Origin of the sequence: Duganella sp. SG902 (assembly GCF_013376005.1) — a bacterium.
In the GTDB taxonomy this organism is placed as follows: Bacteria; Pseudomonadota; Gammaproteobacteria; order Burkholderiales; family Burkholderiaceae_D; genus Rugamonas.
The window spans coordinates 101,402-125,080 of sequence record NZ_JABMJK010000016.1; the positions used below are offsets into that span (position 1 = coordinate 101,402).

The window sequence follows — 23,679 nt, forward strand, 5'->3', positions numbered from 1 at the left end:
CCGGAACCCATGGAACGCGTGCTCAGCATGGATTCCGGCTTTCGCCGGAATGACCGGGTTACGCCTCGGCCGCCAGCGACCAGACATCCCCGCTGCGGCGGAAGCATTCCGTGTGGACCGGCTCGAAGCTGCCCGTGCCCTCGATCCAGCTATAGCGCTCGACCCGCACATCATCCGGATCGACGCGCAGCACATTGAAGGAATTGGACTCCCCGCGCCCGCGCGTCGACGTGGCCGTGCCGGCCTGCACCACCAGCGCCGCGTAACCGCTGATCTTGTAGCGATGCGCGCTGTTGCCCGCGTGGCTGGAATGCAGGTGCCCGGCCAGCAACACGTCCACGCCGCACTCGGCGAACGCCTGCATCGCCATCGGCGCGCGGTCGACCAGGTCGTCCGGGTCGAAGTTGTCCGGCAGGTCGAACGGATGATGGGTGACGATGATGCGCGTGTGATCCGGCCCCACCGCTTGCATGCGCTGACGCATCTGCGCCAGCTGCTCCTTGTTGACACGTCCATCCTTGAACGTCAGCGAGCGCGCGGTGTTGATGCCGAGGACGGCGATCTCCTCGTCCACATATTCCGGCGCCAGGTCGAGCGTGACGTAGCGCGTGTACTTGCGCAGCGGCGTCAGGAAGCGGCTGGCGACGTTGTACAGCGGGATGTCGTGGTTGCCCGGCACCACGATCTGCGGCCCCGGCAAGGTGTCCAGCCACGCGCGCGCGGCCTTGAACTCCTCGGTCCTGGCGCGCTGGGTCAGGTCGCCCGAGACCACCACCACGTCCGGCGCCAGCCGGGTCACCAGTTCCTGCAGGGGCCGCAGCAAGTCCTGGTCGACGCGGCCGAAATGCAGATCGGATAAATGGACGATGGTGCGCATGCTCCCCTCCTAGGCCGGCACGATCACGGTCAGCGCCGATGCCCTTGAACGATAGCACAACGGCGGGCTCATGAGCGTGACCTCGCCATCGGTCGCCACCCGCAGGCGCTGGTGACGCGTCTCGATGGTCAGCTCCGGCGACGACAGCACGTCGAAGTCGCGCGCCTCGCGCAGCTTGCCGAACAACGCGTGCAGCGCGTAGCGCAGCAAACCGAGCCGGGTCGGCTTCTGCGCCACGTACAGGCAGAGCTTGCCGGTGTCCAGCCGCTCGCGCGCGCCCAGCGTCAAGCCTTGCAGGTATTCGTTGTTGCCGATGAAGACAAACGGCGTGCGCCGCAGATGTTCCTCGCCATTGATCCTGAGCCGCACGCTGAGGAAGGGAAACCGGCGCAGCGCGGCGAACAGCGCCCAGCCGAACGCCGGCCACTTGGCGCGGCCGAGGTGGCGCTGCTGCTGCTCGCGGTCGCGCACGATGTCGGGGTAGATTCCCAGGCTGGAATTGTTCAGGAAGATGCGGCCGTTGACTTCGCCCACATCCACCTTGATGGCGACCCCATGCACGACGTTGGCCACGGCCTCATCCAGATCCAGCGGGATCTTCAAGTCCTTGGCGAAGTGATTCAGGGTGCCCAGCGGCAGCACGCCCAGCCGCGTCGTCGTGCCGGCCAGCACCGAGGCCACGGCGTTGATGGTGCCGTCGCCGCCGCCCGCCACCACCACGGGCGCGCCCTCGGCCACGGCGCGCTCGGCGCGGGCGATCATCTCCTCGCCGCTTTTCGCCAGCGTGATGTCGGCCTCCACGCCCTGCGCGCGGAACTTCTCGGACAGCGCGGCGGTCCAGCCGCCGCAGTAGCCCAGGCCGGCGCTGGCATTCACAATGACGACGATTTGATCCATACGATTTATATTGTTTTCGCTTCGCGCCGGCGGCGCAAGGTGGAAATGGCGGTGATGCAAACGGCCAGCCACGCCACGCTGCCCGCCATCGCGGCCAGCACGTCGCTGACATAGTGCGCGCCCAGATAGACGCGGCTCAACGCCACCAACAATACCATCGTCAGGCAGAACGCCACCGTTCCCAAGCGCACATTCCACGCCGGCCGGGCGATCACGAGATAGCTGGCCAGCAGGCCGTAGAAGCAGGTGGCCGCCGTGGTGTGGCCGCTGGGGAAGCTGTAGGTCGCCAGCGTCACCAGCGGTTCCTCGAACACCGGCCGGGTGCGCTGGAACACATGCTTGAGCGCGACGTTCAGCAGCATCCCGCCCGGCACCGCGAACGCCAGCGCCAGCAGCCAGTAACGCTCCCGCGAGCGCCACAGATGCAGCGCGAAGACGCCAAACAGCAGCACCATGCCGGCCACCGAATGGGCCAGCGAGATGCCGAGCATGAAGCCGGTGAGCGGTTCGAACGCATGGGCGTTGAACCAGTGCGCCACCTGATGGTCCAACAGCGTGATGGCCTCCTGCCCCATCACCGCCTCGGCCAGTTCATGGAATACCCATCCGGAAATCACCAGCAACACCATGCCCACGGTCAGGTGCAGGCCGAATTCGCCGCCCGGAGACAATCTTGCCTCCACGAAACTAAGCAATTTGTTAGAAATTTGGTCCTCCCGCTTGGTCTGCCGATGAAGTTGGCCTAAAAACCACGAAACAACGAATTTACTGTTTATTTGCACAGTACCTGTTTATTCATACAGTAGTTGTGCTATTCTGAACTCCTCGATCAACACATCACCAACAAAAAGGAATTCACATGAGCACTTTGAACAGCAGCTATGGTTCCCGCTTCGGTCTGGAATACCTGCCTACCTCTTTCATGGTTCGCATGGGCAAACGCGAAATGATGGTGTGCCGTGACTTCCGCAAGCGCTTCTACGCGGTGAACCCGATCATGGAATGCGACACCGGCGTGCAGGCTGGCCATCTGGAAGTCCTGCTGTTCCGCCGCTGGCTGCTGATCCTGTCGAAATCGAAGGCTCACTAATGGTTGCCGGTGCCAGTTGCCCCACCCAGTCGCATGACAGGCCGGCCAACGCCGCCGCCTCGCTAGCGCTCCTCACCTGGGTTTGGCAACTGGCGAGCCGACATCCCGCGCCTCCACCGGATGCGCCTCATGCCACAGCGTTACAAACAGCACCATCACCACCGGACCGATAAACAGTCCCACCAGGCCCAGCGTTTCGACGCCGCCCAGTATGCCGAACAGTACGGCCAGGAATGGCAGCCGCGTGGCGTTGCCGATGATGCCTGGCCGTACAAAGTGATCCGCGACGAACAGCACCACGCCGCCCCACACCGCCACCCCGATGGCGGCGGGCAGCGCGCCATTGAAGGCCAGCAGGCCGGCCGCGCTCAGGAACGCCAGCGGCGCGCCGAAAGGAATGATGGCCAGGATGCCGGTCGCCGCCGCCCACAGCGCCGGCGAGGACAAGCCGGCCAACGCATAGCCAATACCGATCAGCACGCCTTCCGCCAGGCCCACCAGCACCAGTCCGTTGACGGTGGCGCGGATGGCGGTCGGGATTTTTTGCGCGTAATGCAGCCAGCGCTCGGGGCTGAGCCAATGGCTGCCGATGGCGCTGATCTGCCGGTTCAGCACCTCGCCGTCCTTGTAGAAGAAGAACAGGCACAGGAAGGCCAGACCGAAATCGACCAGCCGGTGCATGAAGCCCACGCCCGCTACCTTGAGCATGTCGCTGGCCGAATGGAAGCCGTTGATCTGGCGCTCGGACATCAGGTGCGCCAGGCCGTGCGGCTGGCTCAGCGTGGCTTGCCACCAGTCCGTGATGGCGTCGCCGATCACCGGCAGGTGGTGGATGAAGGCCGGCACAGGGATGCCGTCGGTGTTGGCCGTGACCACGTAGTTGGCCAGCTCCGGCGCCTGCCGCGCCGCCTGCGTCACGCCCAGCAGCACCGGCACGATGAACACGGCCGCCATCAGCAAGGTCAGCACGGCCGCCGCGATGATGTCATGCCGGCCGAAGCGCGCCCGCATGCGCAGGTACAGCGGCCAGGTCGCCACGCACAAGATTCCGGCCCAGATCAGCGGCAGGAAGAAGCGGTGCGTCACGAAGGCGGCCAATGCGATCAGCGCCAGCGAAAAACCGGCGCTCAGGATATCGCGCTGGGTTTCGGTCATTGCTCTCTCCCGAATGTTCTTATTGCCGCTATGGTAAGCGCATTTCGTCGCAATGCCACCACACCAATGACCGATTTCAGGCGTCCTTAAGCTTTTTCACACTGGCCGCGCAGGAAGTCGCGCAGCTGCAGCACCGTGGGCGTGACCTGCGAACGGTGCATGCACAGCATGTTGAGCGCGGTGGGCTCGCCCAGCACGTCGGGCAGCAACACCTGCAGCCGCCCGGAGCGGATATCGGCGCTCAGATCCAGCCGCGACTTGTAGGCGACGCCCAGTCCGGCCACCGCCCAGCGCCGCACCACGTCCGCATCGTCAACGCTGCGGTTGCCGCTGACGTGGATGACTTCCGGCTCGGCGCCCGCCTCTCGGTAAAAACTCCAGCGGTCGTGGATCACGTCATCCAGCATGAAGCGCAGGCAGTTGTGGCGCGACAGGTCGGCCAGCGAGTTCAGCTTGCCGTACTGCCGGATGTACTCCGGCGAGGCCACCAGCACGCGGCGGTTTTCCGGCGCCAGCGGGAAGGCGATCAGGCTGGAATCCTCCTGTACGCCATAGCGGATCGCGATGTCGACCGGCTGCCGGTACATGTCCGCCACGCGGTCGCTGATGGTGAGCTGGAAGCTGACCTTGGGGTACAGCGCCTGGAATGCGTCCAGCCACCCGACCACCATGTTGCGCCCGAGGTCTGACGGCATGGAAATTTTCAGCGTGCCGCCCGGTGTGTCCTGTCCCTGCGTCAGCGCATCGTGCCCTTCCTGCAGCAGGCGCAACGCCTCGCGCGCGTGGCGCAGATAGGTCTCGCCCTCCTCCGTCAGCCGCAGCGACCGCGTGGTGCGGGCGAACAGGCGCAGCTTCAGCTCGCCCTCCAGCCGCTTGACGGCCGCGCTGGCGAGCGCCGGCGAAATCTCCAGCTCGCGCGCGGCGGCGGACAAACTGCCCCGGTCGGCGGTCCGGACAAACACGGTTAAATCATCCAATCTCAGCATTTTCTTCAATTCTTTGAAAGTGTTTCTCCATAAAGCCTCTTTTTCGCCGCTGCGAAATAAATGATGATACGCCCATCCCAACCATTTCGGAGCAAATTCATGAAAGCCATTGCCTACCGCCAGTCCCTCCCGATCGAACATGCCGATTCGCTGATTGACATCGAGTTGCCGACGCCACAAGCCACCGGCCGCGACCTGCTGGTCGAGGTGCGCGCGATTTCGGTCAATCCGGTCGATACCAAGATCCGCCGCAACGTCGCCCCGGCCGAAGGCCAGGCCAAGGTGATCGGCTGGGACGCCGCCGGCGTGGTGCGAGCGGTCGGCCCCGACGTCACCCTGTTCAAGCCAGGCGACGAGGTGTGGTACGCCGGCGACCTGACCCGCGCCGGCACCAACAGCGAGCTGCACCTGGTGGACGAGCGCATCGTCGGCCACAAGCCGAAGAATATCGACTTCGCGCAGGCCGCCGCGCTGCCGCTGACCACCATCACCGCCTGGGAATTGTTGTTCGACCGTCTGGAAGTGAGCCGCGACGCCAGCGCCACGCAAGGCAAGTCGCTGCTGGTGATCGGCGCGGCGGGCGGCGTCGGCTCCATCCTGGTGCAGCTGGCGCGCCAGCTGACCGGCCTGACCATCATCGGCACCGCCTCGCGTGCGGAGACCGGCGAGTGGATCAAGCAGCTGGGCGCCCATCACGTGATCGACCACAGCAAGCCGCTGAACGAGGAGATCAGCCGCCTCGGCCTGCCACCGGTGACGTACGTGGCGGCGCTGAACCAGACCGACCACCACTGGGCCGCCATCGGCGAGCTGGTGGCGCCGCAAGGCAAGGTCGCGCTGATCGACGATCCGGCCGCCATCGACGTGCGCACGCTGAAGCGCAAGAGCGTGTCGCTGCACTGGGAGTTCATGTACACCCGCTCGATGTTCCAGACAGACGACATCCAGAAGCAGCACCAGTTGCTGAACGACGTCGCCAGGCTGGTGGAGACCGGCGCGGTGAAGACCACGCTGGCCGAACGCTACGGCAAGATCAACGCCGCCAACCTCAAGCGCGCGCACGCCCTCATCGAGAGCAACACCGCCAAGGGGAAGATCGTGCTGGAAGGCTTCTGATCAGGCTCGGGCAGCGGCGGCGGTCGCGGCGTCCGCCTCGGCCCGCAGCCGCGCCAGCACCGCCTCGTCATGCCGCGTCAGCGCGTCCTGCATGCGGCTGGCGGCGGCGCAGGAATCCTCCAGCACCTGTATCAGCGCGGCTTGCCGGCGCTTCAGGCCGGCCGAGTCGTAGCCCAGATCGTCGAACATGCGGCCGATGTCCGCGCAGTAGTCGCGCAACTCCATCATGGAGCCCTTGGTGAATTCGATATCGGTGCGCATGCTGTGGTCGAGGTCCAGCATCTCCAGCTTTTCGTGCGCCACCGGCGACGCTTCGCGAATCGCCGGCCCCCAGCGTTCAAACTTGCCGGCGATGCGGCGCATGGTGACGATTTTCTGATCCAGCATGCGGCAGTAGTGCCAGCACAGCCACCACACCGGCAGGCGCGCCATGAAGCGCGGCAGTCCGGCCGTGGTCAGGTTACGTTCGAGTTTTTGGACAGCGGCGACCAGACGCCGCGCGCTGGGTCCGGTGGAAAATTGGGACATGATGGCAGCTCCGAGGATGAGTCCAGAGAGCTACGGTAGCCGCCGCATCAAATGCACGGTTTGATGCGGCTTAAACTTCGTGCGGATTTTATGCGGAAGTCTTGCGCAGCATGGCTTTGATGCCGCGCAGGCCCTGACGGATGCGCGCCTCGTTCTCGATCAGCGCGAAGCGCACGTACTCGTCACCGTACTCTCCGAAACCGATGCCGGGGGACACGCAAACCTTGGCCTCGGCCAGCAGCAGCTTGGAGAACTCCAGCGAGCCGAGATGGCGGTACGCTTCCGGGATGCGCGCCCAGATGTACATCGAGGCTTTCGGCTTGTCGACCGGCCAGCCCGCCTCGCACAGGCCCTTGTGCAGCACGTCGCGCCGGCTCTGGTACTGCGCGCAGATCTCGCTCACGCACGACTGGTCGCCTTCCAGCGCCGCGATGGCCGCCACCTGCACCGGCGTGAAGCTGCCGTAATCGTGGTAGCTCTTGATGCGCGCCAGCGCCGCCACCAGCTCCTTGTTGCCGACCATGAAGCCGACCCGCCAGCCCGCCATGTTGTAGCTCTTGGACATGGTGAAGAATTCCACCGCCACGTCGCGCGCGCCCGGCACCTGCATGATGGACGGCGCCTTCCAGCCGTCGAACACGATGTCGGCGTAGGCCAGGTCGTGCACCACCAGGATGTTGTGCTGGCGCGCCAGCGCCACCACCCGCTCGAAGAATTCCAGCTCCACGCACTGCGCGGTCGGATTCGAGGGGAAGCCGAGGATCATCATCTTCGGCTTCGGATAGCTTTCGCGCACCGCGCGTTCCAGTTCGTCGAAGAAGTCGACGCCCGGCGTCATGCGCACCGAGCGGATGTTCGCGCCGGCGATCACCGCGCCCCAGATGTGGATCGGGTAGCTGGGATTCGGCACTAGCACGGTGTCACCCTGGTCCAGCGTGGCCAGCATCAGGTGCGCCAGGCCTTCCTTGGAGCCGATCGTGACGATGGCTTCCGAGTCCGGATCGAAGTCGACCTCGTAGCGGGTTTTGTACCATTTGGAGATGGCGCGGCGCAGGCGCGGAATGCCTTTGGAGGCCGAGTAGCCGTGCGTATCGGGCCGCTGCACGGTGTCGACCAGCTTGCCCACGATGTGCGGCGGCGTGGCGCCATCGGGATTGCCCATCGACATGTCGATGATATCCTCGCCGCGCCGGCGTGCCGCCAGCTTGAGCTCGGCGGTGACATTGAAAACGTAAGGGGGTAAGCGATCGATGCGCGCAAAGCTGCGCGGCGTTGAAGTGTCAGTCATGAATTGTCCACGTAAGCGCCCGGATCCGTCCGAGCGACGTCGATGCAGAGTGCATCGGGATCGATACTAGACGATCCCGTCCATGTCTGGCAAGTGCTTTAAACCGCGGCCGGCTTGTCGTGCTCGCTGAACCACTCGAACAGGATCAGGCCGATGATGGATAGCAGCGGCATGGTGCACAGGGTCAGGACCACCCACAGCACCGGCGAGCGCCCGAGGCGCTTGGCGGCGATGCCGATGAAGATCAGGTGCAGCACCAGGCACACGAAAATGGCGATGCCGGCGGCGATGATCAGCAGCACCGACTGGCTGGTGTATTTGAACAGCGGCGGCAGGAAGGACGCGACGGCGAGTATCCACAGCACCAGCGTCACAGCGGCGGCGGCAATGGGTTGTTGAGCGCGATCGACTTGCATGGCTTCTCCTTGGTGAAGCGGCTATGCTGCCACGATCTGCTTGCAAAAGCAACAAGCTCCTATTTGTAGGCCGGGACCTGGATGACGATAGGTGTGGGCGGCAAAGGCGGCGCCTTCGGTACCGCGTTATTAAGCACGAAGGTCATGACGGTGATGGCGGCGATCCCGGAGCCGATGAACATGCCCACCATCCATTTGATCATGGTGGCCGAGAGGCGCTCAAGGTCGGCCTTGGTGACCATGGTGGTTTCGATATGGTCGAGCCGCGTTTCTATCTTCGACAGGCGTTCGAGTACGTTGACAAACATCTGGTCATGCTTGTCGAGGCGGACTTCAATTTTATCAAGGCGGGCATCGATATCCATAATGGATTGATCGTAGGCCTCCACACGCCGCTCAGGCAAGCTGAGCCGGTTTGATCTAGCGCAAGGATGTGAGCGCGGAGGCGAGCACGATGGCGGCGATGGCCAGCCACTGCGTCAGCGTCAGATGCTCGCCCAGCACCGCCATGCCGGCCAGCGCGCTCAGCGCCGGCGCCGCGCTGCTGAACATGCTGAAGGTGCGCGACGACAGCGTGCGCATCGACAGCATCTCCAGCGTGTACGGCAGCGCGCTCGACATCACCGCGATCGCAGCGCCAATCATCAGGTACGACGGCGTCAGCAGCACCCCGCCCGCATGCCACACGCCTATCGGCAGGATGAACACCGAGGCCGCCAGCATGCCCCACGCCACCGACTGCCCGCCCGACATGGACGACACCCGCTTGCCCACCACGATGTACAAGGCCCAGCACACCGCCGCGCCGGCGGCGTACGCCACGCCCACGGGATCGAGCCCGTCGACATGGCCATGGATCGGCAGCAGGAAGTACAAGCCCAGCACCGCCAGGCACACGGCCACGAAGTCGCGCGGCCGGTGCGAGGCCAGCACCGCCACCGTCAGCGGCCCGGCCACCTCGATCGCCACCGCGACGCCCATCGGGATGCGGCTGAAGGAACGATAGATCAACAGGTTCATCAGGCCGATCACCGAGCCGTAGATGGCCACGTTGACGGCCTGCCGCCACGTCAGCGGCGTGCGCCATGGACGGAACATCAGCAGCATCACCAGCGCCGAGATGCCGACGCGGTAAGCCGTCACGCCTTCCACGCCGACCTTGGGGAACAGATGCTTGGCGATCGCCGCGCCCACGTTCAGCGAGAGCTGGCTGCACAACAGGGCCAGCCCCGCCAGCCAGGGGTTGCCGGCGGCTGGCGTCTTGTCCTGGTTCATGTCATTTGGCCGACAGTTCCAGCTTCAGCAAGACCGGCTTGCCCGCCTCGCCGCTGGTGCCGGCCGGAGCGCCCGCCCTGGCGGCGGCCGGATTGACGCCAGCCTGCTTCAACACCGCCATCACCGCCTCCGCACGACGCGCACCCAACTGCGGCAAGGCGTCCTTGTCCAGCGGCTGGTTTTGTTCCAGGCGCTCGCGCAGCTTGTCGTAGAACTCGGTGGCGTCCGCGACCTGCGGCTCGCCCTGCACCAGCTTGCCGAGGCGTTGCAGCACCGGCAGTTTCTTCTTCGATTCGGCGGTGTCGGCGGCGGCAGCGGCGCCGGCGCTCTCGGCGGCTTTCTTTTGCCTGTCCAGTTCGGCCGCGCCGAAGCGTTCCGCATACAGGTCGCGCAAGGCGGAGCGCACCTTGCGCTGGCCGATGTCCAGCGGTCCCGGTTGCTCGTCCGCGCCCAGCTTGATGTCGGCACGCGCCAGCACCGTGCGGCGCAGCGCCATGGCACGCAGCGCGGCGCTGTCGCTGACTTCGTTGTAGGCGCCGGGGACGGACAGCTTCAGCTCGGGCTTCCTGGCCAGGATCTTGGCGACCTGCTGCAGCTTCTCGCGTTCCGGCGGCAGCACCACGTCGCTGCCGGCGTCGAAGTCGACCGCCTCCAGCTTGTCGCCGCTGACGCCGAACAGATTGCCCAGCGCGCGGAACGGCGACGTCACGATCTTGGTCATGATGTTGCCCAGCGCCTTCCACACCACCGCGCCATAGCTGAAGCTCGGGTCGTTCATATTGCCGGAAACGGGGACGCCAAGATCGATGCGGCCATTGCTGTCCTTGAGGATGGCCAACGCCAGCTCCAGCGGCAGCTTGAGCGCATCGGGACTGTCGATGCGTTCGCCCAGCGTGAGGTTGTCGAGCACCACCTGGTTATTGCCCTCCAGCTGGTTGTTGCGCACCTTGTATTGCAGGTCCAGCGAGATCTTGCCTTCCGCGATCTTGTAGCCGGCGAACTTCATGCTGTAAGGCGAGGCCGACACCATGTCGACATTCTTGAAGATCACGTTGAGATCGGTGTTGTCGGCCGGGACGAACGGATTCAGCTGGCCGCGCACGCGCGCCATGCCAAAGTCGTCGACGCGGCCATCGAGTTCGATCTGGCTGCGCGCGTCGCGCCTGGACGACAGGCCGGTGATGACGCCGTTCAGCTCATAGATCTTGGCGGCGAATTGCGGACGCAGGCTCAGGTCGGTGAAGTCCAGCTTGGCGTTTTGCACGCGCACGCGGCGCATGCGGATCGGGAATGGTTCGCCGGCCGCAGCCGGGGCTGCGGCAGGCGTGGACGCAGCCGCCGGCGCTTGCTGTTGCACCAGCAAGCGTTGGGCATTGAAGCTGCGGTCGTTCTCGATAATCAGGATCGCGTTCGGCTCCACCACGCGCAGCTCGGCCACATCGAGCAGGTCGGGCTTGAGGCTGAGCGCCACCGTATCGGCGCGCACGGATTTCCAGTGGGCGAAGCGGTCGTTGTCTTCCTCGTTGAGCGACAGTTCGGCCACTTCAAACGAGCCGTCGTAACGCAACGCCGGATCGGCCTTGCTGCCGCCCGCGCCGGTGCGCAAGCGGCCTTGCGCGTTGATCGCCCCGTCGGCGATTTTCAGCTTCACGTATTTGGCCAGCAGCGGCTGCACCGGCGCCAGCGCCAGCTTGCTCAGTTTCAGGTCGGTATCGACGGCGCCGGTCGATGGCACGACCTTGCCCTTGGCCACCAGTTGGCCGCCCTCGCGCAGGGCGACGCTGCCATCGAAGGCCAGCGGCTTTTTCAGGTCGGTGCCGGCGTCGCGCACTTTCAGGTTGAAGTCTTGCAGATTGACCTTGATGCCGGTGCTGGCGTCGTCATAACGCGCGCCAAACTTGTTCAGCTCGACGGACTTGACCTCCGCCACCCATGGCGCCTCGCGCTGGGCCGACGCGGCTGGCGCTGACGCTTTGGCCGCGCCGCCGCCGCCAGAACCCGGCAAGGCCGACAGGAACAGGAACTGGCCCTTGGCGTCGCGCGACAGGTCCAACTGGCCGCCGTCCGCGTAGAGACGCCCGACGCTGGCCTTGCGCGCCGCGAGATCCAGCGATGCCTCGTCAAAACCGATGCGCGACAGCTTGAGCGGGGCCAGCGAGCCGCTGTTCATCGACACGTTATCCATGGAAAAAGAGCCGCCGTCGAGCGTCAGCTTCGAGCCATCCAGTTGCAGGCCGAGTTTCAGCTGCGCCTTGTCGGCACTAACCTTGAGCACCGGGCTGACCGTCTCATCAACGTAACTGAGCGCCACCGAGTCCAGCCCGATCTGCTTGAACTGGACTTTCCAGCCCTCCCCTTTGGGCGCCGGCGCGGCGGCGGCAGGCTTGGCCGGCGCGGGCAGCATCAGGCCGGCCACATCGAGCTCGCCGCGCGCATCGCGCCGCACGGCCAACGCGCCGCCATTCAACTGCAAGCCGCCCACTTGAACCGAGCGCTTCAGCAAATCGACGCCGACATCGCTGACCGCCAGCTGCTTGAACTTCACAAACGGCGCGTCGATTCCGCGCTTGAGCGACAAATCGTTCAGGCTCAGGCCGGCGCCAGCCAGGCTGGCATCCAGCCGGCCATCCTTGTAGGAGAACTTGTAGGGCAGCTGCGCCGACAACTTGCCGTCGGCCACCACAATCCGCGAGAACGACTTCAGATACGCCGCCATGCCCGGCAAGGCCACGTTCTCCAGCGTCAGCAAACCGCTGCCGCCGATCGGATTGACCGCCGCCACGCCCTTCCAGCGCAGCTTGCCGCCAAGACCGGCATCCGCGCTCAGCGTGTAATCGCCGTTTTCGTCCGGCAGCGTGCTGAGGTTATTCAGCGCGAAGGTGATCGGCGCAAAGGTATCGTCATAGCCGGCGTGCTGGTCGTGCATCGTCACCTTGCCGCCATCCAGCGCGAAGTGCTCGATCACCAGGCGCGGCATGCCCGAATCGCTGTCATCCTTCTTGTGCTTGTCCAGCGTGGCCAGGAACTCGGCGATATTGAACTTGCCATCCCTGGCGATCGCCAATTGCACCGACGGTTCGGTGATGCGGATCTCGGCGAAGCTGTACGCGCGCCGGAACAGCGAGCGCCACTGCATTTCCACCGCCAGCCCGCCCACCGCGAACAGCGGCGCGTCGTTGGCCTCGGTCAGGCGCACGTCCTTCGCCTCCAGCCGCAGCGTGAACGGATTGAACGTGAGTCCGCCGATGCTGGCCTTGCGCTCCAGCTCGGTCTCGGCGTACTTCGGAAGCTGGCTCTTGATGACACTTGGCACCAGCCAGAAGCCCGCCACCGCATACACCCCGACCGCGCTTGCCGCGCCGATCGCCCACCGCTTCCATCGTATCGTCATACCCTGCCAACCTTTGCTTTTTTTATGTTACAGGCAACAGTATAATCGAAGGATGAATGCCCAACTTGAACCCTTCCACGCCATTGCCATCAGCAAGCTGGCGCATGCCCTGAAAGCCCAGGGCCGATCGATCATCCACATGGAGTTTGGCCAGCCCTCGACCGGCGCGCCGCAGGCCGCCATCGCCAGGGCGCACGCGGTGCTGGACGCCGAAAGCATGGGCTATTGGGAAAGCGCGCCGCTGAAACAGCGGCTGGCGCGGTTCTACCAGGAACGTTACGGGGTGCAAGTGTCTGCCGAGCAGTTCGTGCTGACCTGCGGCGCCTCGCCGGCGCTGGTTCTGGCGCTGAGTTCGATGTTCTCGCCGGGCGACCGCATCGCCATGGCGCGTCCCGGCTACGTCGCCTACCGCAACACGCTCAAGGCGCTGCACATGACGCCGGTGGAAATCGCCTGCGGCGCGGAAGTGGGCTTCCAGCTGACCGCGGCCGCGCTGGCCGCGCTCGAACCGGCGCCGCAAGGCGTGATCATCGCCAGCCCGGCCAACCCGACCGGCACCTTGATCAAGGCAAACGAGTTGGACGCCATCGCGGCCGTGTGCCGCCAACGCGGCATCCGCATCGTCTCGGACGAGATTTATCACGGCCTGAGCTACGTGGAGCCGGCGCAAACCATCCTCGCCTACGCACCACAGGCGCAGGTGGTCAGCAGCTTCTCCAAGTATTTCAGCATGGCTGGATGGCGCCTCGGCTGGCTGCTGGCGCCGATGGACCACGTCGAGCGCGCGCAAGCCTACTGCGGCAACCTGTTCCTGACCGCGCCCTCGCTCAGCCAGCACGCCGGCCTGGCCGCCTTCGACGCGCTGGACGAGCTGGACGGCCATCTCAAGGTCTACCGCGAAAACCGCCGCCTGCTGCTGGCCGCCCTGCCGGAACTGGGCCTGACCACGGTGGCGCCGCCCGATGGCGCGTTCTACATCTACGCCAGCATCGCCCACCTGACCGACGACAGCCTGGGCTTCTGCAAGCGCCTGCTGGAAGATACCGGCATCGCCAGCGCGCCGGGCATCGATTTCGATCCGGTCGACGGCAAGCACTTCATCCGCTTCAGCTTCGCGGTGTCGACGGCGGAAATCGAAGAAGCCATCCGCCGCATGAAGCCGTGGTTCGCGGCGCAGGCCGGAAAGGACTGATCATGCGCTTCCCCTCCCTGCTCCGCCGCGCCGCACTGGCCGCCGCCGTGACGCTGGGAGGATGCGCGGCGCCGCCACCCGCCCCCAGCCAGCTGGATGCGGAAATGCAGCGCCTGATGGCCGCCGCCCACGTCCCCGGACTGGCGGTGGCCATCATCCGCGACGGCCAGGTCACGCAGCGCGGCGCCTACGGCTACGCCAACGTTGAAAAGCGGCAGCCGCTGCGCACCGACACCATCATGTATGGCGCGTCGCTGACCAAGGCCGCCTTCGCCTACATGGTCATGCAACTGGTGGACGAAGGCGTGCTGGCGCTGGACGCGCCCCTGCCCGCCCTGCTGAACAAGCCGCTGCCCGACTATCCGAAATATGCCGACCTGAAGGACGATCCGCGCTGGCGGCAGGTGACGCCGCGCATGCTGTTGTCCCATACCAGCGGCCTGCTCAACTGGCGCTTCATCAACGAGAACAACCAGCTCGACTTCAAATACCCGCCCGGCACCCGCTACGTGTATTCCGGCGAGGGTTTGAACATCCTGCAACTGGTGGTCGAGGAACGCACCGGCCTGCCCCTGCAGACCCTGATGCAGCAACGCGTGTTCGATCGTTTCGGCATGCGCGACAGCAGCATGGTGTGGCGCAAGGAATGGGAAGGCCGCGAGACCACGCACTACGCCAAGGACGGCGCCGTCATCGCGCACAAACGGCGCGGCGAAGCGCGCGCCGCCGGCTCGATGGACACCACGATCAACGACTACGCCGCCTTCATGGCGGGCGTGCTGCGCGGCGAAGGCCTGTCGCCGGCCGCCTACCGCGAGATGCTGTCGCCACAGATGGCCATCGTCTCGCTGCAACAGTTTCCCTCGCACTGGCCCGGCGACACCGACTTGTGGCGCGAGGTCGGCCTGACCATCGGCCTCGGCTGGCCGTTGTACCAGTCGCCGCGCGGACCTGCTTTCTTCAAGGAAGGCAACGACGATGGCACCAATAACTTCGCGTTGGGCTTCGCGCGCCAGCGTGATGGCATGGTCTTGCTCAGCAACAGTTCGAACGCGCAGGCCATGTTCCTCCCCGCCGTGGAGTACGTCTACGGGAAGACCTGCCTGCCGTGGTTCTGGATGAATTACATCCCCTACGACCGGCCCGAACTGATGACGCCACAGGCACGCACGCATCCGGTGCTGAGCGCCGGATGCGGCCTTTGAGCAAGCTATTGCTCGGTCATGCCACGCAGGTTTTCAATGTCCGCCACGGCATGGCGCCAGGCGATTTCCGGATCGTAGACCGGGGCCGATTGCAGGCCGAGCTGGATGTCCTTGAGGACTTTGTTACCCAATGAGATCTTGTAGCGCAACGCCGTGTACTCGATGTCGTAGGTTTGTTTCAACCCCTGAGTGCGCGTATAGGTGTCGTGAGAGGCAGACATATATCCTCCTTGTTCAAAGCGTACTCCTAGGATAGCACTAACTCAAAAGTCCGGCATTTTCGCGATCAGTTTATCGAGCGTGATCGGATAGTTGCGCACACGCACGCCGGTGGCGTTGTAGATGGCGTTGGCCACCGCCGCGCCCACGCCGCAAATGCCCAGTTCACCCACGCCCTTGGCTTTCATCGGGGAAGAGACCGGATCGGTTTCATCCAGGAAAATCACTTCCTGATGCGGAATGTCGGCGTGCACCGGCACCTCGTAGCCGGCCAGGTCGTGGTTGACGAAGAAGCCGGCGCGGTGGTCGACCACCAGGTCCTCCATCAAGGCCGCGCCCAAGCCCATGGTCATGGCGCCGATCACCTGACTGCGCGCCGACTTGGGATTGAGGATGCGCCCGGCCGCGCACACGGCCAGCATGCGGCGCACGCGGGTTTCGCCGGTGGCCGCGTCGACGCCCACTTCGACAAAATGCGCGCCGAAGGTCGATTGCTGGAATTTCTTGTCGAGGTCGCCGTATTCCATGGCGTCCTCGCCCACCAGCTCGCCGTTGGCGGCGGCCTGGATCAGCGGGAACGCACGGCCGTCCGCGCGCACCTCGCCGTGCGCGAACTCGGCCACAGTGGGATCGAGCCCCAGCTTCTGCGCGGCCAGCTCGCGCAGCTTGACGCAGGCCGCGTACACGCCCGCCGTCGAGCTGTTGCCGCCCCACTGCCCGCCCGAGCCGGCGGACACTGGAAAGTCCGAATCGCCCAGCCTGACCACCACCTGCTTCAGAGGCACGCCCATCATCTCGGCGGCGGTCTGGGCGATGATGGTGTAGCTGCCGGTGCCGATGTCGGTCATGTCGGTCTCCACCGTGACCACACCCTGCGCATCGAGCCGCACGCGCGCCGCCGATTTCTGCACCAGGTTGTTGCGGAACGCCGACGCCATGCCGATGCCGACCAGCCAGCGGCCATCACGCGTCTTGCCCGGTTGCGGATTGCGCTTGTCCCAGCCGAAACGCTGAGCGCCCATGCGCAGGCAATCGACGTAGCGGCGCGTGGAAAACTTGCGCTCGCGCTTGGCCGGATCGACCGTGGTGTCGTTGATGATGCGGAAGGTGATCGGATCCATCTTCAGCTTTTCCGCCATCTCATCCATGGCGATTTCCAGCGCCATCAGGCCGGGCGCCTCGCCCGGCGCGCGCATGGCGTTGCCCTCGGGCAGATCGAGCACGGCCAGCCGCATTCTCGTCAACCGGTTCGGCCCGGCGTACAGCAATTGCGTTTGCTGCACGGCGGTTTCCGGCTTACCGTCCGGCAGATCGCCCGACCAGCTTTCATGCGCGATGGCGCTGATCTTGCCCTCGCGCGTGGCGCCGATGCGGATGCGCTGAATAGTGGCGGGCCGGTGCGTGGTGTTGTTGATCATCAGCGGCCGCTGCAAGGCCACCTTGACCGGCCGGCCCGCCGCCTTCGCGCCCAGCGCGGCCAGCAGCGCCTCGGCGCGCAGGAACAGCTTGCCGCCGAAGCCGCCGCCGATGTAGGGCGAGACCAGCCGCACGTTTTCCTCCGGAATACCCAGCGTTTTCGCCATGTCGCCCTTGCTCCAGTTGATCATCTGGTTGGCGGTCCACAGCGTGAGCTTGTCGCCCTGCCACGACGCCACCGAGGCGTGCGGCTCCATCATCGCGTGAGACTGGTCGGGCGTGGTGTAGGTGGCGTCCAGCCGCACCGGTGCGGCGTTGTAGGCGCCGTCGAAGTCGCCCACCTTCTTGTCCTGGTTTTCCTTGTCCTTGTGCTGTTTGGCGCCGTCCTTGGCCTTGGCCAGGTCGTAAGCGCCCTGCTCCTTGCTGTACTTGACCTTGACCAGCTGCGCCGCCGCGCGCGCCTGCTCGAACGTCTGCGCCACCACCAACGCGATGGCCTGATGATAGTGCTGGATCTCCGGACCGCCCAGCAACTTGGCGGTGTTGAACTTGCCCTTGCCCAGCTTGCCCGCGCTGTCCGCGGTCACGACCGCCAGCACGCCGGGCGCGCGCCGGGCCTCGGCCACGTCGAGGGACGTGATGCGGCCCTTGGCGATGCCGGCGCCGACCACGTAGCCATACGCCGCCTCGCGTTCATAGGCGTACGGCGCGGTGCCGGTGGTCTTGTAGGGGCCGTCGATGCGGTCGGTGGCGTGGCCGATCACCTTCAGCTGATCGATGGGATTGGTGGTGGCGGGGGTCAGGAATTTCATGTCAGCCACCTTTCTTCGCATCGGCCAGCACCGCCGCCAGCGTGCGCTGCACCAGCGGCACCTTGAACGCGCTCTCCGCGCTGGGCTTGGCGCCATCCAGCAAGCGCTCGGCCACCGCGCGCGCGCCCTGGTTCATGCTGGCGTCCGCGGCGGGACGCCGCCATGGCTTATGCGCGACACCACCCAATGCCACGCGGCCGCTGCCGTCCGGCAGCACGATCGCCGCCACCGAAATCAGCGCGAACGCATACGAGGCGCGGTCACGCACCTTGCGATAGATGTGCACGCCGCCCGTGGGTTTGGGCAAGGTCACGCTGGTGATCAGCTCGCCCTGCGTCAACGCATGCTCGATGTGCGGCGTGCCGCCGGGCAGGCGATGGAAGTCGGCGATCGGGATGGTGCGCGTGGCGCCGTCCGGCTTGACGGTTTCCACCGTGGCGTCCAGCAAGGCCATCGCAACCGCCATGTCGCTCGGATGGGTGGCGATGCAGGCGTCGCTGGCGCCGAGGATGGCGTGGTTGCGGCTGTAGCCGCCGATGGCGGAACAGCCAGCGCCAGGCTCGCGCTTGTTGCAGGGCTGGTTGGTGTCGTAGAAGTACGGGCAGCGCGTGCGCTGCAACAGGTTGCCGGCCGTGGTGGCCTTGTTGCGCAACTGCGCCGACGCCCCGGCCAGCAAGGCGCGCGACAGCACGGCGTAATCCTTGCGCACGCGCGCGTCGGCGGCGAGGTCGGTGTTGCGCACCAGCGCGCCGATGCGCAGGCCGCCGCCGGGCGTGGCCTCGATCTTGTCGAGCGCCAGACCGTTGACGTCGATCAGGTGTTGCGGGCTTTCGATTTCCAGCTTCATCAAGTCCAGCAGATTGGTGCCGCCGGCGATGAAGCGGGCGCCGGGCGTGCGGGCGGCGGCAGCGGCCGCCTCGGCGGGCGATTGCGCGCGCTGGTAGGTGAAGGCCCTCATGCGCCCACCTCGGTCATGGCGTCGATGATGTTGGAGTAGGCGCCGCAGCGACAGATGTTGCCGCTCATGCGCTCGCGCAGCTCGGCCGCGTTGAGCAGCGGCTTGGCGTTGAGATCGGCGGTGACGTGGCTGGGAATGCCTTGCTTGATTTCATCCAGCACCGCCACGGCGGAACAGATCTGCCCCGGGGTACAGTAACCGCACTGATAGCCGTCGTGCTTGATGAACGCCGCCTGCATGGGATGCAGCTTGTCCGGTGTGCCGAGGCCTTCGATGGTGGTGATCTTGTCGCCATCGTGCATCACGGCCAGCGAGAGGCAGGAGTTGATGCGGCGGCCATTGACGATCACCGTGCAAGCGCCGCACTGGCCGTGATCGCAGCCCTTCTTGGTGCCGGTGAGATGCAGATGTTCACGCAAGGCATCAAGCAAGGTGGTGCGGGTGTCCACTTCCAGCGCGTGCTGTTTGCCGTTGACTTGCAGGGAGAACTTGGTCGCGGTCGGTGGCGGCGTGCCAGGCTGCGCCTCGGCCGTCAGCGGCACGGCCGTGGAAGTCGCGGACAAGGCGCCCGCAATCAGCAAATTACGCCGGGAAAGACTAACGTCGCTCAGATCATTCATCTCGTCGCATCCTCCAACCGTTGGGTCTGCGCCCATAGTAAATGCGATGCGGCTGGAGGTTAAACACAATTGACCAATGTCGTTGACGGCACCGGTGGTTGGATCAGAATGGAGGTCTCCCAACGTGACCGCAACAGGCCATGCCATGAATGCGCCAACCGACAAAGACTACATCGATGCAAAACTGCAAGCCGTCATCGAAAAAATGAATGGCGATATCAGAGCGCATCAACTAACCACCGATGCTCGCCTGGACAAGCTCGACGAAACCGTGGCACACGGCTTGCAAAGCCTGGATCTCAGAATCACCCAGGTAGAGTCCAAGCTCGACGAAACCGTGGCACACGGCTTGCAAAGCCTGGATCTGAGAATCACCCAGGTAGAGTCCAACTTCCAGCACGAACTGCAACTGCTGCGTGAAGAGTTCAACGCCAAGCTCGCCCAGATGGAGACTAACTTTCATCGCAGCCAGATCGATGTGATGAAGTCGACTATCGGCAGCATGGTCGCACTAACGGCTGTGTCCGTGACCGTGACCTCGGTTCTATTCCTTAACTTGTCACGCAAGGAAGAAGCTCCGCTTAAACCTCATGCAAGCGCCGTGTCCAGTCCTCTATCTGGCCCGACTGCGCACGGCGGGCAAAGGTGGTGCGCCAGTTGGATGACAGCTGAGCAATCCGCGAGGCTTGTTGCCACTCGTCCAGCATTAGTTGTGTAGAGAACAGCGCGCTGATCAGGCGCCGCATCGGCCAGTCCGGCTGTGGCCGCTCGACCAGTTCAAAGGCGTCGCCGCGCGCGATCCAGCCTTCGCACAGCACGCGGTAGTACCAGCCAGTGGCGCCGGAGTTCTGCATGAACAGCGCCGCGTCCTCGCGCCGCAGGCGGCGGTTCAATCGCCAGCACGGCTGCCGCCCCTGCGACACTTGCACCATGGCCGAGCCCACCTGGTAAATATCGCCGATGTGCACGTTCCGCTCTGTCATGCCGGAGGTGGAGATGTTCTCGCCAAACGTGCCGGGCGGCAGCGCCGGCCAAAGCGCGTAATTCTCGGCGGCGTAATGATGCAAGGCCTTCTCCGGCCCGCCGTGATAGACGCGGTCGCCCTGCTCGTCACCTTGCAAGCCGTCGAACGACAGCCACAGTTTGCCCTGTTGCGGCGTTTTCACGATGCCGCTCGACACCTCGGCATGCCCGTCGCGCAACAGCGGCCTGGCCTTGCCGACGAACAGCGTCTTGATCACGCTCATTTCAACCACGCCGCCAGCATCGCCCTGCCGGCGCGCTCCAGTTCCACGCCGTAGCGCCGCGTATCCTCGCGCAGGCGATGCAGATCCACACCGGCCTGCTGCAACTCCACCGCATGCCCCGTCAGCCACTGTTCCAGCGCGCCCGGCTCAAACTCCGCGTGGAACTGAATGCCCAGCGCGTGGTCGCCCACCTGGAAGGCCTGGCACGGCGTGCCAACTGTCCACGCGATTGAAGGCACGCCTTCCGGCAAGCGGATATTGTCGCCATGCCAGTGCAACACCGGCACGCCGCGCAAGTGCGACAGCGGACCGGCATGTTCGCACACATCCACCGGCGACCAGCCGATCTCCTTGCCTGCGGCGCGGCCGCTCACCTCGCCGCCCAAGGCCACCGCCATCAACTGCGCGCCGAGGCATACGCCCAGCGTCGGTTTCTTCAATGCCAGGCGCAACTTGATGCCGGCGATTTCGTCGGCCAACCACGGATACAAACCGGTGTCGTTCACGCCGATCGGTCCGCCAAGCACCACCACCAGTTCGGTGTCGCGCCACTGCGCCTCGGTCAGCGGCACGCCGGCGTGCTGATACGTGATCCGATATCCACGCGCCTCCAGCGGCGCGGCAAAGCTGCCCAGATCCTCAAATCCGACATGATAAAGCGCGATGCAGTTCATAATTCACCTTAAAATAGGAGTCCTAATTATCTGCATGATACCTCAAAATTGGCGCCGCTGCTGAGCGCCTGCGATCGCACTCGTTTGAGGGATAAAGTTGACAGGCCTGGAGGACTGGCCAGCCAGATGCCCAGTTGCAAACCGTGATCGAACGGCTCAACGGCGAAGCCGAAGCGCATCGCCGTTTGGACAAGCTTCCTTCTAAGTTGGCGCTGGCTCCGTCATTCCGGCGAAAGCCGGAATCCATGCTGACTCAGATCAGCCGTTCCATGGATCCCGGCCTGCGCCGGGATGACGGCGTTCAAGCGGCGATCAGTTGAGCGGAAGCGGCTTCGTTCGCCACGTCTTCGGCCATCTTGATCAAGTGGAAGGCGGGCGTGGCGCTGGCCTGCACCGCGATATCAATTTCAGTCACCTCGGTGCTTTTGCCCGCAGAAATGATTAAGCCTTGTTGGACTCGGCCTGCAGCGCGGCGATGATGGTCTCGGCGTAGGTCTTCGGGAAAGCGACGATGGCATCCTCTTCCCCGCCAAAGCCCTGCTGGCGAATCACGATCTCGCCGCGCACATTGGTATAGATGGCAATCGCATCCACCTGCTGCACCACGATGCTTTTTTGCTTCTCCGGATTCCAATCCCAATCGTTTGCCATCATGCCCTCTCAAAAGTGTTGAATTCAAATCATACATTGATCGGGAGCATCAATCTATCGTTCAACCATGACTTGACATCCAACCTACCAGAAGGTAGGCTACTCGCATGGGAAAATCATCGAACACTGCGGACGACATTCTGGCCTGCGCGCACAAACTCATCATCGCCGGCGGCTACAACGGCTTCAGCTACGCCGACATCGCCGACGTGGTGGGCATCCGCAAGGCCAGCATCCATCACCACTTCCCCAGCAAGGTGGATCTGGCGAAGGTGCTGGTCAGCCGATACCGCGAGTCGGCCGAGAATGGCATCAGGAACCTGGAGCATGGCATCGCCGATCCGCTCGACCAGCTGCGCGCCTACGTGCAGTACTGGACCACGTGCATCAGCGACGCCAGCGCGCCCTTCTGCGTTTGCGCCCTGCTGGCCAGCGAACTGCCGATCCTGCCGGAGGAAGTGGCGAAGGAAATCCGCACCTACTTCAGCTTCCTGTCGGGGTGGCTGACGGCCGTGCTGGAACGCGGCGTGCGGCAAGGCGTCATCTCCCTGCGTCACGCGCCGCGCGTCGAGGCGGAGGCATTCATGGCGACCGTGCACGGCGCCATGCTGTCGGCGCGGGCCTACGGTAATGCAGATATTTTTGGCGTCATCATGACGCCGCAACTGGAGCGCCTCTCGGCCCAAAGCTGAGGCGTTTTTTTTAAACACAAAACCTACCAATTGGTAGGTAGATATTTAGGACGGACGCAATAATGAATACTCAAACTACCAATGAAAGCTGGCTAAAAAAGTACTACTTTACCCGCGCAGCCTTTTCCTTCGCCTGGCTTGGCGCCGCCGTGAGCGTGGCGGCGCACTCGCCGAACATCGCCGCGGTGCTGCTGGTGTGCTATCCCCTCTGGGATGCGCTCGCCAATCTGGTCGACGCGCAGCGCAGCGGCGGCCTTGCGGCGAACCGCCCGCAAGCGCTGAACGTGTTTGTCAGCCTGGCGGTCGCGGCAGCGATATGGATCGCGTTGCCCAATATGAACCATGTGCTTGGCGTGTTCGGCTTCTGGGCCATCTTGTCTGGCCTGCTGCAACTCGGCGCGGGGCTGCGCCGCCGCAAACAATACGGCGCGCAATGGGCCATGATGCTGAGCGGCGCGCAGTCCGCGCTGGCTGGCGCCGTCTTCGTTTTCCAGGCGCAGGCGCCGGCCGTGCCGTCGATCGCGACGGTGGCGGGCTACGCCGGATTCGGCGCGTTTTACTTCCTGGTGTCCGCGATCTCCACCAGCATCACTATCCGGCGCAAGCGGGCTGCGGGCGTTGTGTGATTAGTCCGACGCCAACTTCTCGCGCACTGCCTTGGCGCTGGTTCCGGCTTCCTTGACCAACTGCTGCAGGCGCTGTTTCGTGACGCCCAGCTCCTTGGTCCAGTAATCCACCTCGTGCGGTTCGTTGACGTTGATACGGGCGCGGTCCTGGCCGCCACGATTGTTCAGGTCGTCGCTCATGTTGTGCTCCTGGCATTAAAAACCTTGACCTGATCGGTAAATTTGTTGCCACCAGCATGGTTAGGCTTCGACTAAGTCGCCAGCATTTGGCGCCGCTGCCGACCAACTGAGGCCGGGGGGCGATTGCCAAGAGCTGAATGCGGTCGCTCATTGTTATAGAAATGCCGC

General features: G+C 64.6%; 27 protein-coding genes. 7 read left to right on the top strand and 20 right to left on the bottom strand.

The window, feature by feature from the left end; genetic code table 11:
- Positions 1-58: 58 nt before the first annotated feature.
- The 3 genes from FHW83_RS25540 to FHW83_RS25550 are packed head-to-tail and all read right to left on the bottom strand — an operon-like array spanning position 59 to position 2,445.
- Positions 59-877 (bottom strand): metallophosphoesterase, encoded by an 819-nt coding sequence (locus FHW83_RS25540; RefSeq protein ID WP_176649172.1) that lies wholly within the window; start codon positions 875-877, stop codon positions 59-61.
- Positions 878-886: 9 nt separating this feature from the next.
- Positions 887-1,774: a diacylglycerol kinase family protein gene (locus tag FHW83_RS25545; protein ID WP_176649173.1), complete on the bottom strand. Its 888-nt coding sequence runs from the start codon at positions 1,772-1,774 to the stop codon at positions 887-889.
- Positions 1,775-1,779: 5 nt separating this feature from the next.
- On the bottom strand, positions 1,780-2,445 hold the full coding sequence (locus FHW83_RS25550) for a phosphatase PAP2 family protein (protein ID WP_229224360.1): 666 nt from the start codon (positions 2,443-2,445) through the stop codon (positions 1,780-1,782).
- A 188-nt stretch (positions 2,446-2,633) separates the two neighbouring features.
- On the opposite strand from FHW83_RS25550, the gene FHW83_RS25555 reads away from it, so the two are divergent.
- Positions 2,634-2,864 (top strand): hypothetical protein, encoded by a 231-nt coding sequence (locus tag FHW83_RS25555; RefSeq protein WP_090192292.1) that lies wholly within the window; start codon positions 2,634-2,636, stop codon positions 2,862-2,864.
- 72 nt (positions 2,865-2,936) lie between these two features.
- Here FHW83_RS25555 and FHW83_RS25560 read toward each other — a convergent pair whose 3' ends face one another.
- Entirely contained in the window at positions 2,937-4,019 is a 1,083-nt protein-coding gene (locus FHW83_RS25560) for an AI-2E family transporter (protein WP_176649174.1), read from the bottom strand.
- Between the two features lie 86 nt (positions 4,020-4,105).
- Positions 4,106-5,005: a LysR family transcriptional regulator gene (locus FHW83_RS25565; RefSeq protein ID WP_176649175.1), complete on the bottom strand. Its 900-nt coding sequence runs from the start codon at positions 5,003-5,005 to the stop codon at positions 4,106-4,108.
- A gap of 99 nt (positions 5,006-5,104) precedes the next feature.
- On the opposite strand from FHW83_RS25565, the gene FHW83_RS25570 reads away from it, so the two are divergent.
- The gene (locus FHW83_RS25570; RefSeq protein WP_176649176.1) at positions 5,105-6,121 is read left to right on the top strand and encodes a zinc-binding alcohol dehydrogenase family protein; all 1,017 of its coding nucleotides are present in this window, start codon (positions 5,105-5,107) and stop codon (positions 6,119-6,121) included.
- Here the strand turns inward: FHW83_RS25570 and FHW83_RS25575 are convergent, their stop codons facing one another.
- From FHW83_RS25575 to FHW83_RS25600, 6 genes are all read right to left on the bottom strand, one after another.
- Positions 6,122-6,649 carry a hypothetical protein gene (locus tag FHW83_RS25575; protein WP_176649177.1) on the bottom strand — a complete coding sequence of 176 codons (528 nt, stop codon included), beginning with the start codon at positions 6,647-6,649 and terminating at the stop codon, positions 6,122-6,124. It lies immediately after the preceding gene.
- A gap of 88 nt (positions 6,650-6,737) precedes the next feature.
- Positions 6,738-7,937 carry an alanine transaminase gene (gene alaC, locus FHW83_RS25580; RefSeq protein WP_176649178.1) on the bottom strand — a complete coding sequence of 400 codons (1,200 nt, stop codon included), beginning with the start codon at positions 7,935-7,937 and terminating at the stop codon, positions 6,738-6,740.
- A gap of 98 nt (positions 7,938-8,035) precedes the next feature.
- Positions 8,036-8,353 (bottom strand): hypothetical protein, encoded by a 318-nt coding sequence (locus FHW83_RS25585; protein ID WP_176649179.1) that lies wholly within the window; start codon positions 8,351-8,353, stop codon positions 8,036-8,038.
- 59 nt (positions 8,354-8,412) lie between these two features.
- Positions 8,413-8,718: a hypothetical protein gene (locus tag FHW83_RS25590; RefSeq protein WP_176649180.1), complete on the bottom strand. Its 306-nt coding sequence runs from the start codon at positions 8,716-8,718 to the stop codon at positions 8,413-8,415.
- 55 nt (positions 8,719-8,773) lie between these two features.
- Complete coding sequence (locus FHW83_RS25595; RefSeq protein WP_176649181.1) at positions 8,774-9,628, bottom strand: DMT family transporter; 855 nt, start codon at positions 9,626-9,628, stop codon at positions 8,774-8,776.
- 1 nt (position 9,629) lies between these two features.
- Positions 9,630-13,019, bottom strand: coding sequence for a DUF748 domain-containing protein (locus FHW83_RS25600; RefSeq protein WP_176649182.1), 3,390 nt, complete (start codon positions 13,017-13,019; stop codon positions 9,630-9,632).
- A gap of 52 nt (positions 13,020-13,071) precedes the next feature.
- Between FHW83_RS25600 and FHW83_RS25605 the strand changes: the two genes are divergently transcribed.
- Together FHW83_RS25605 and FHW83_RS25610 are read left to right on the top strand one after the other, a co-directional pair.
- Positions 13,072-14,211 (top strand): aminotransferase class I/II-fold pyridoxal phosphate-dependent enzyme, encoded by a 1,140-nt coding sequence (locus FHW83_RS25605; protein WP_176649183.1) that lies wholly within the window; start codon positions 13,072-13,074, stop codon positions 14,209-14,211.
- Between the two features lie 2 nt (positions 14,212-14,213).
- On the top strand, positions 14,214-15,416 hold the full coding sequence (locus tag FHW83_RS25610) for a serine hydrolase (protein ID WP_176649184.1): 1,203 nt from the start codon (positions 14,214-14,216) through the stop codon (positions 15,414-15,416).
- Between the two features lie 5 nt (positions 15,417-15,421).
- Here the strand turns inward: FHW83_RS25610 and FHW83_RS25615 are convergent, their stop codons facing one another.
- The 7 genes from FHW83_RS25615 to FHW83_RS25645 form a co-directional block, all read right to left on the bottom strand.
- On the bottom strand, positions 15,422-15,637 hold the full coding sequence (locus FHW83_RS25615) for a hypothetical protein (protein ID WP_176649185.1): 216 nt from the start codon (positions 15,635-15,637) through the stop codon (positions 15,422-15,424).
- 42 nt (positions 15,638-15,679) lie between these two features.
- Entirely contained in the window at positions 15,680-17,863 is a 2,184-nt protein-coding gene (paoC, locus tag FHW83_RS25620; protein WP_176649186.1) for an aldehyde oxidoreductase molybdenum-binding subunit PaoC, read from the bottom strand.
- A 1-nt stretch (position 17,864) separates the two neighbouring features.
- A complete protein-coding gene (locus FHW83_RS25625) occupies positions 17,865-18,821 on the bottom strand; it encodes a xanthine dehydrogenase family protein subunit M (RefSeq protein ID WP_176649187.1) in 957 nt (318 codons plus the stop codon).
- A complete protein-coding gene (gene paoA, locus FHW83_RS25630) occupies positions 18,818-19,441 on the bottom strand; it encodes an aldehyde dehydrogenase iron-sulfur subunit PaoA (RefSeq protein WP_176649188.1) in 624 nt (207 codons plus the stop codon). The genes FHW83_RS25625 and paoA overlap by 4 nt, the downstream gene beginning before the upstream one ends.
- A gap of 232 nt (positions 19,442-19,673) precedes the next feature.
- Positions 19,674-19,904, bottom strand: coding sequence for a hypothetical protein (locus FHW83_RS25635; RefSeq protein WP_176649189.1), 231 nt, complete (start codon positions 19,902-19,904; stop codon positions 19,674-19,676).
- A gap of 118 nt (positions 19,905-20,022) precedes the next feature.
- Positions 20,023-20,688: an MOSC domain-containing protein gene (locus FHW83_RS25640; RefSeq protein ID WP_176649190.1), complete on the bottom strand. Its 666-nt coding sequence runs from the start codon at positions 20,686-20,688 to the stop codon at positions 20,023-20,025.
- Complete coding sequence (locus FHW83_RS25645) at positions 20,685-21,362, bottom strand: glutamine amidotransferase (RefSeq protein WP_176649191.1); 678 nt, start codon at positions 21,360-21,362, stop codon at positions 20,685-20,687. Before FHW83_RS25645 ends, FHW83_RS25640 begins: the two co-directional genes overlap by 4 nt.
- 134 nt (positions 21,363-21,496) lie before the next feature.
- Here FHW83_RS25645 and FHW83_RS25650 point away from each other — a divergent pair, with 134 nt between their 5' ends.
- Positions 21,497-21,682: a hypothetical protein gene (locus FHW83_RS25650; RefSeq protein ID WP_176649192.1), complete on the top strand. Its 186-nt coding sequence runs from the start codon at positions 21,497-21,499 to the stop codon at positions 21,680-21,682.
- Positions 21,683-21,803: 121 nt separating this feature from the next.
- Here FHW83_RS25650 and FHW83_RS25655 read toward each other — a convergent pair whose 3' ends face one another.
- A complete protein-coding gene (locus FHW83_RS25655) occupies positions 21,804-22,016 on the bottom strand; it encodes a hypothetical protein (RefSeq protein WP_176649193.1) in 213 nt (70 codons plus the stop codon).
- A gap of 104 nt (positions 22,017-22,120) precedes the next feature.
- Here FHW83_RS25655 and FHW83_RS25660 point away from each other — a divergent pair, with 104 nt between their 5' ends.
- Entirely contained in the window at positions 22,121-22,705 is a 585-nt protein-coding gene (locus tag FHW83_RS25660; protein ID WP_176649194.1) for a TetR/AcrR family transcriptional regulator, read from the top strand.
- Between the two features lie 62 nt (positions 22,706-22,767).
- On the top strand, positions 22,768-23,331 hold the full coding sequence (locus FHW83_RS25665; protein WP_176649195.1) for a DUF308 domain-containing protein: 564 nt from the start codon (positions 22,768-22,770) through the stop codon (positions 23,329-23,331).
- Here FHW83_RS25665 and FHW83_RS25670 read toward each other — a convergent pair whose 3' ends face one another.
- A complete protein-coding gene (locus FHW83_RS25670) occupies positions 23,332-23,511 on the bottom strand; it encodes a DUF3606 domain-containing protein (protein ID WP_176649196.1) in 180 nt (59 codons plus the stop codon). It lies immediately after the preceding gene.
- Positions 23,512-23,679: the final 168 nt, after the last annotated feature.

Excerpts from the sequence above, each read along its gene's own strand:
- FHW83_RS25540 (WP_176649172.1), bottom strand. The coding sequence starts at position 877 with ATGCGCACCATCGTCCATTTATCCGATCTGCATTTCGGCCGCGTCGAC.
- FHW83_RS25545 (WP_176649173.1), bottom strand. The coding sequence starts at position 1,774 with ATGGATCAAATCGTCGTCATTGTGAATGCCAGCGCCGGCCTGGGCTAC.
- FHW83_RS25555 (WP_090192292.1), top strand. The coding sequence starts at position 2,634 with ATGAGCACTTTGAACAGCAGCTATGGTTCCCGCTTCGGTCTGGAATAC.
- FHW83_RS25560 (WP_176649174.1), bottom strand. The coding sequence starts at position 4,019 with ATGACCGAAACCCAGCGCGATATCCTGAGCGCCGGTTTTTCGCTGGCG.
- FHW83_RS25565 (WP_176649175.1), bottom strand. The coding sequence starts at position 5,005 with ATGCTGAGATTGGATGATTTAACCGTGTTTGTCCGGACCGCCGACCGG.
- FHW83_RS25570 (WP_176649176.1), top strand. The coding sequence starts at position 5,105 with ATGAAAGCCATTGCCTACCGCCAGTCCCTCCCGATCGAACATGCCGAT.
- FHW83_RS25575 (WP_176649177.1), bottom strand. The coding sequence starts at position 6,649 with ATGTCCCAATTTTCCACCGGACCCAGCGCGCGGCGTCTGGTCGCCGCT.
- alaC (WP_176649178.1), bottom strand. The coding sequence starts at position 7,937 with ATGACTGACACTTCAACGCCGCGCAGCTTTGCGCGCATCGATCGCTTA.
- FHW83_RS25585 (WP_176649179.1), bottom strand. The coding sequence starts at position 8,353 with ATGCAAGTCGATCGCGCTCAACAACCCATTGCCGCCGCCGCTGTGACG.
- FHW83_RS25590 (WP_176649180.1), bottom strand. The coding sequence starts at position 8,718 with ATGGATATCGATGCCCGCCTTGATAAAATTGAAGTCCGCCTCGACAAG.
- FHW83_RS25595 (WP_176649181.1), bottom strand. The coding sequence starts at position 9,628 with ATGAACCAGGACAAGACGCCAGCCGCCGGCAACCCCTGGCTGGCGGGG.
- FHW83_RS25600 (WP_176649182.1), bottom strand. The coding sequence starts at position 13,019 with ATGACGATACGATGGAAGCGGTGGGCGATCGGCGCGGCAAGCGCGGTC.
- FHW83_RS25605 (WP_176649183.1), top strand. The coding sequence starts at position 13,072 with ATGAATGCCCAACTTGAACCCTTCCACGCCATTGCCATCAGCAAGCTG.
- FHW83_RS25610 (WP_176649184.1), top strand. The coding sequence starts at position 14,214 with ATGCGCTTCCCCTCCCTGCTCCGCCGCGCCGCACTGGCCGCCGCCGTG.
- FHW83_RS25615 (WP_176649185.1), bottom strand. The coding sequence starts at position 15,637 with ATGTCTGCCTCTCACGACACCTATACGCGCACTCAGGGGTTGAAACAA.
- paoC (WP_176649186.1), bottom strand. The coding sequence starts at position 17,863 with ATGAAATTCCTGACCCCCGCCACCACCAATCCCATCGATCAGCTGAAG.
- FHW83_RS25625 (WP_176649187.1), bottom strand. The coding sequence starts at position 18,821 with ATGAGGGCCTTCACCTACCAGCGCGCGCAATCGCCCGCCGAGGCGGCC.
- paoA (WP_176649188.1), bottom strand. The coding sequence starts at position 19,441 with ATGAATGATCTGAGCGACGTTAGTCTTTCCCGGCGTAATTTGCTGATT.
- FHW83_RS25635 (WP_176649189.1), bottom strand. The coding sequence starts at position 19,904 with ATGAAAGTTAGTCTCCATCTGGGCGAGCTTGGCGTTGAACTCTTCACG.
- FHW83_RS25640 (WP_176649190.1), bottom strand. The coding sequence starts at position 20,688 with ATGAGCGTGATCAAGACGCTGTTCGTCGGCAAGGCCAGGCCGCTGTTG.
- FHW83_RS25645 (WP_176649191.1), bottom strand. The coding sequence starts at position 21,362 with ATGAACTGCATCGCGCTTTATCATGTCGGATTTGAGGATCTGGGCAGC.
- FHW83_RS25655 (WP_176649193.1), bottom strand. The coding sequence starts at position 22,016 with ATGATGGCAAACGATTGGGATTGGAATCCGGAGAAGCAAAAAAGCATC.
- FHW83_RS25660 (WP_176649194.1), top strand. The coding sequence starts at position 22,121 with ATGGGAAAATCATCGAACACTGCGGACGACATTCTGGCCTGCGCGCAC.
- FHW83_RS25665 (WP_176649195.1), top strand. The coding sequence starts at position 22,768 with ATGAATACTCAAACTACCAATGAAAGCTGGCTAAAAAAGTACTACTTT.
- FHW83_RS25670 (WP_176649196.1), bottom strand. The coding sequence starts at position 23,511 with ATGAGCGACGACCTGAACAATCGTGGCGGCCAGGACCGCGCCCGTATC.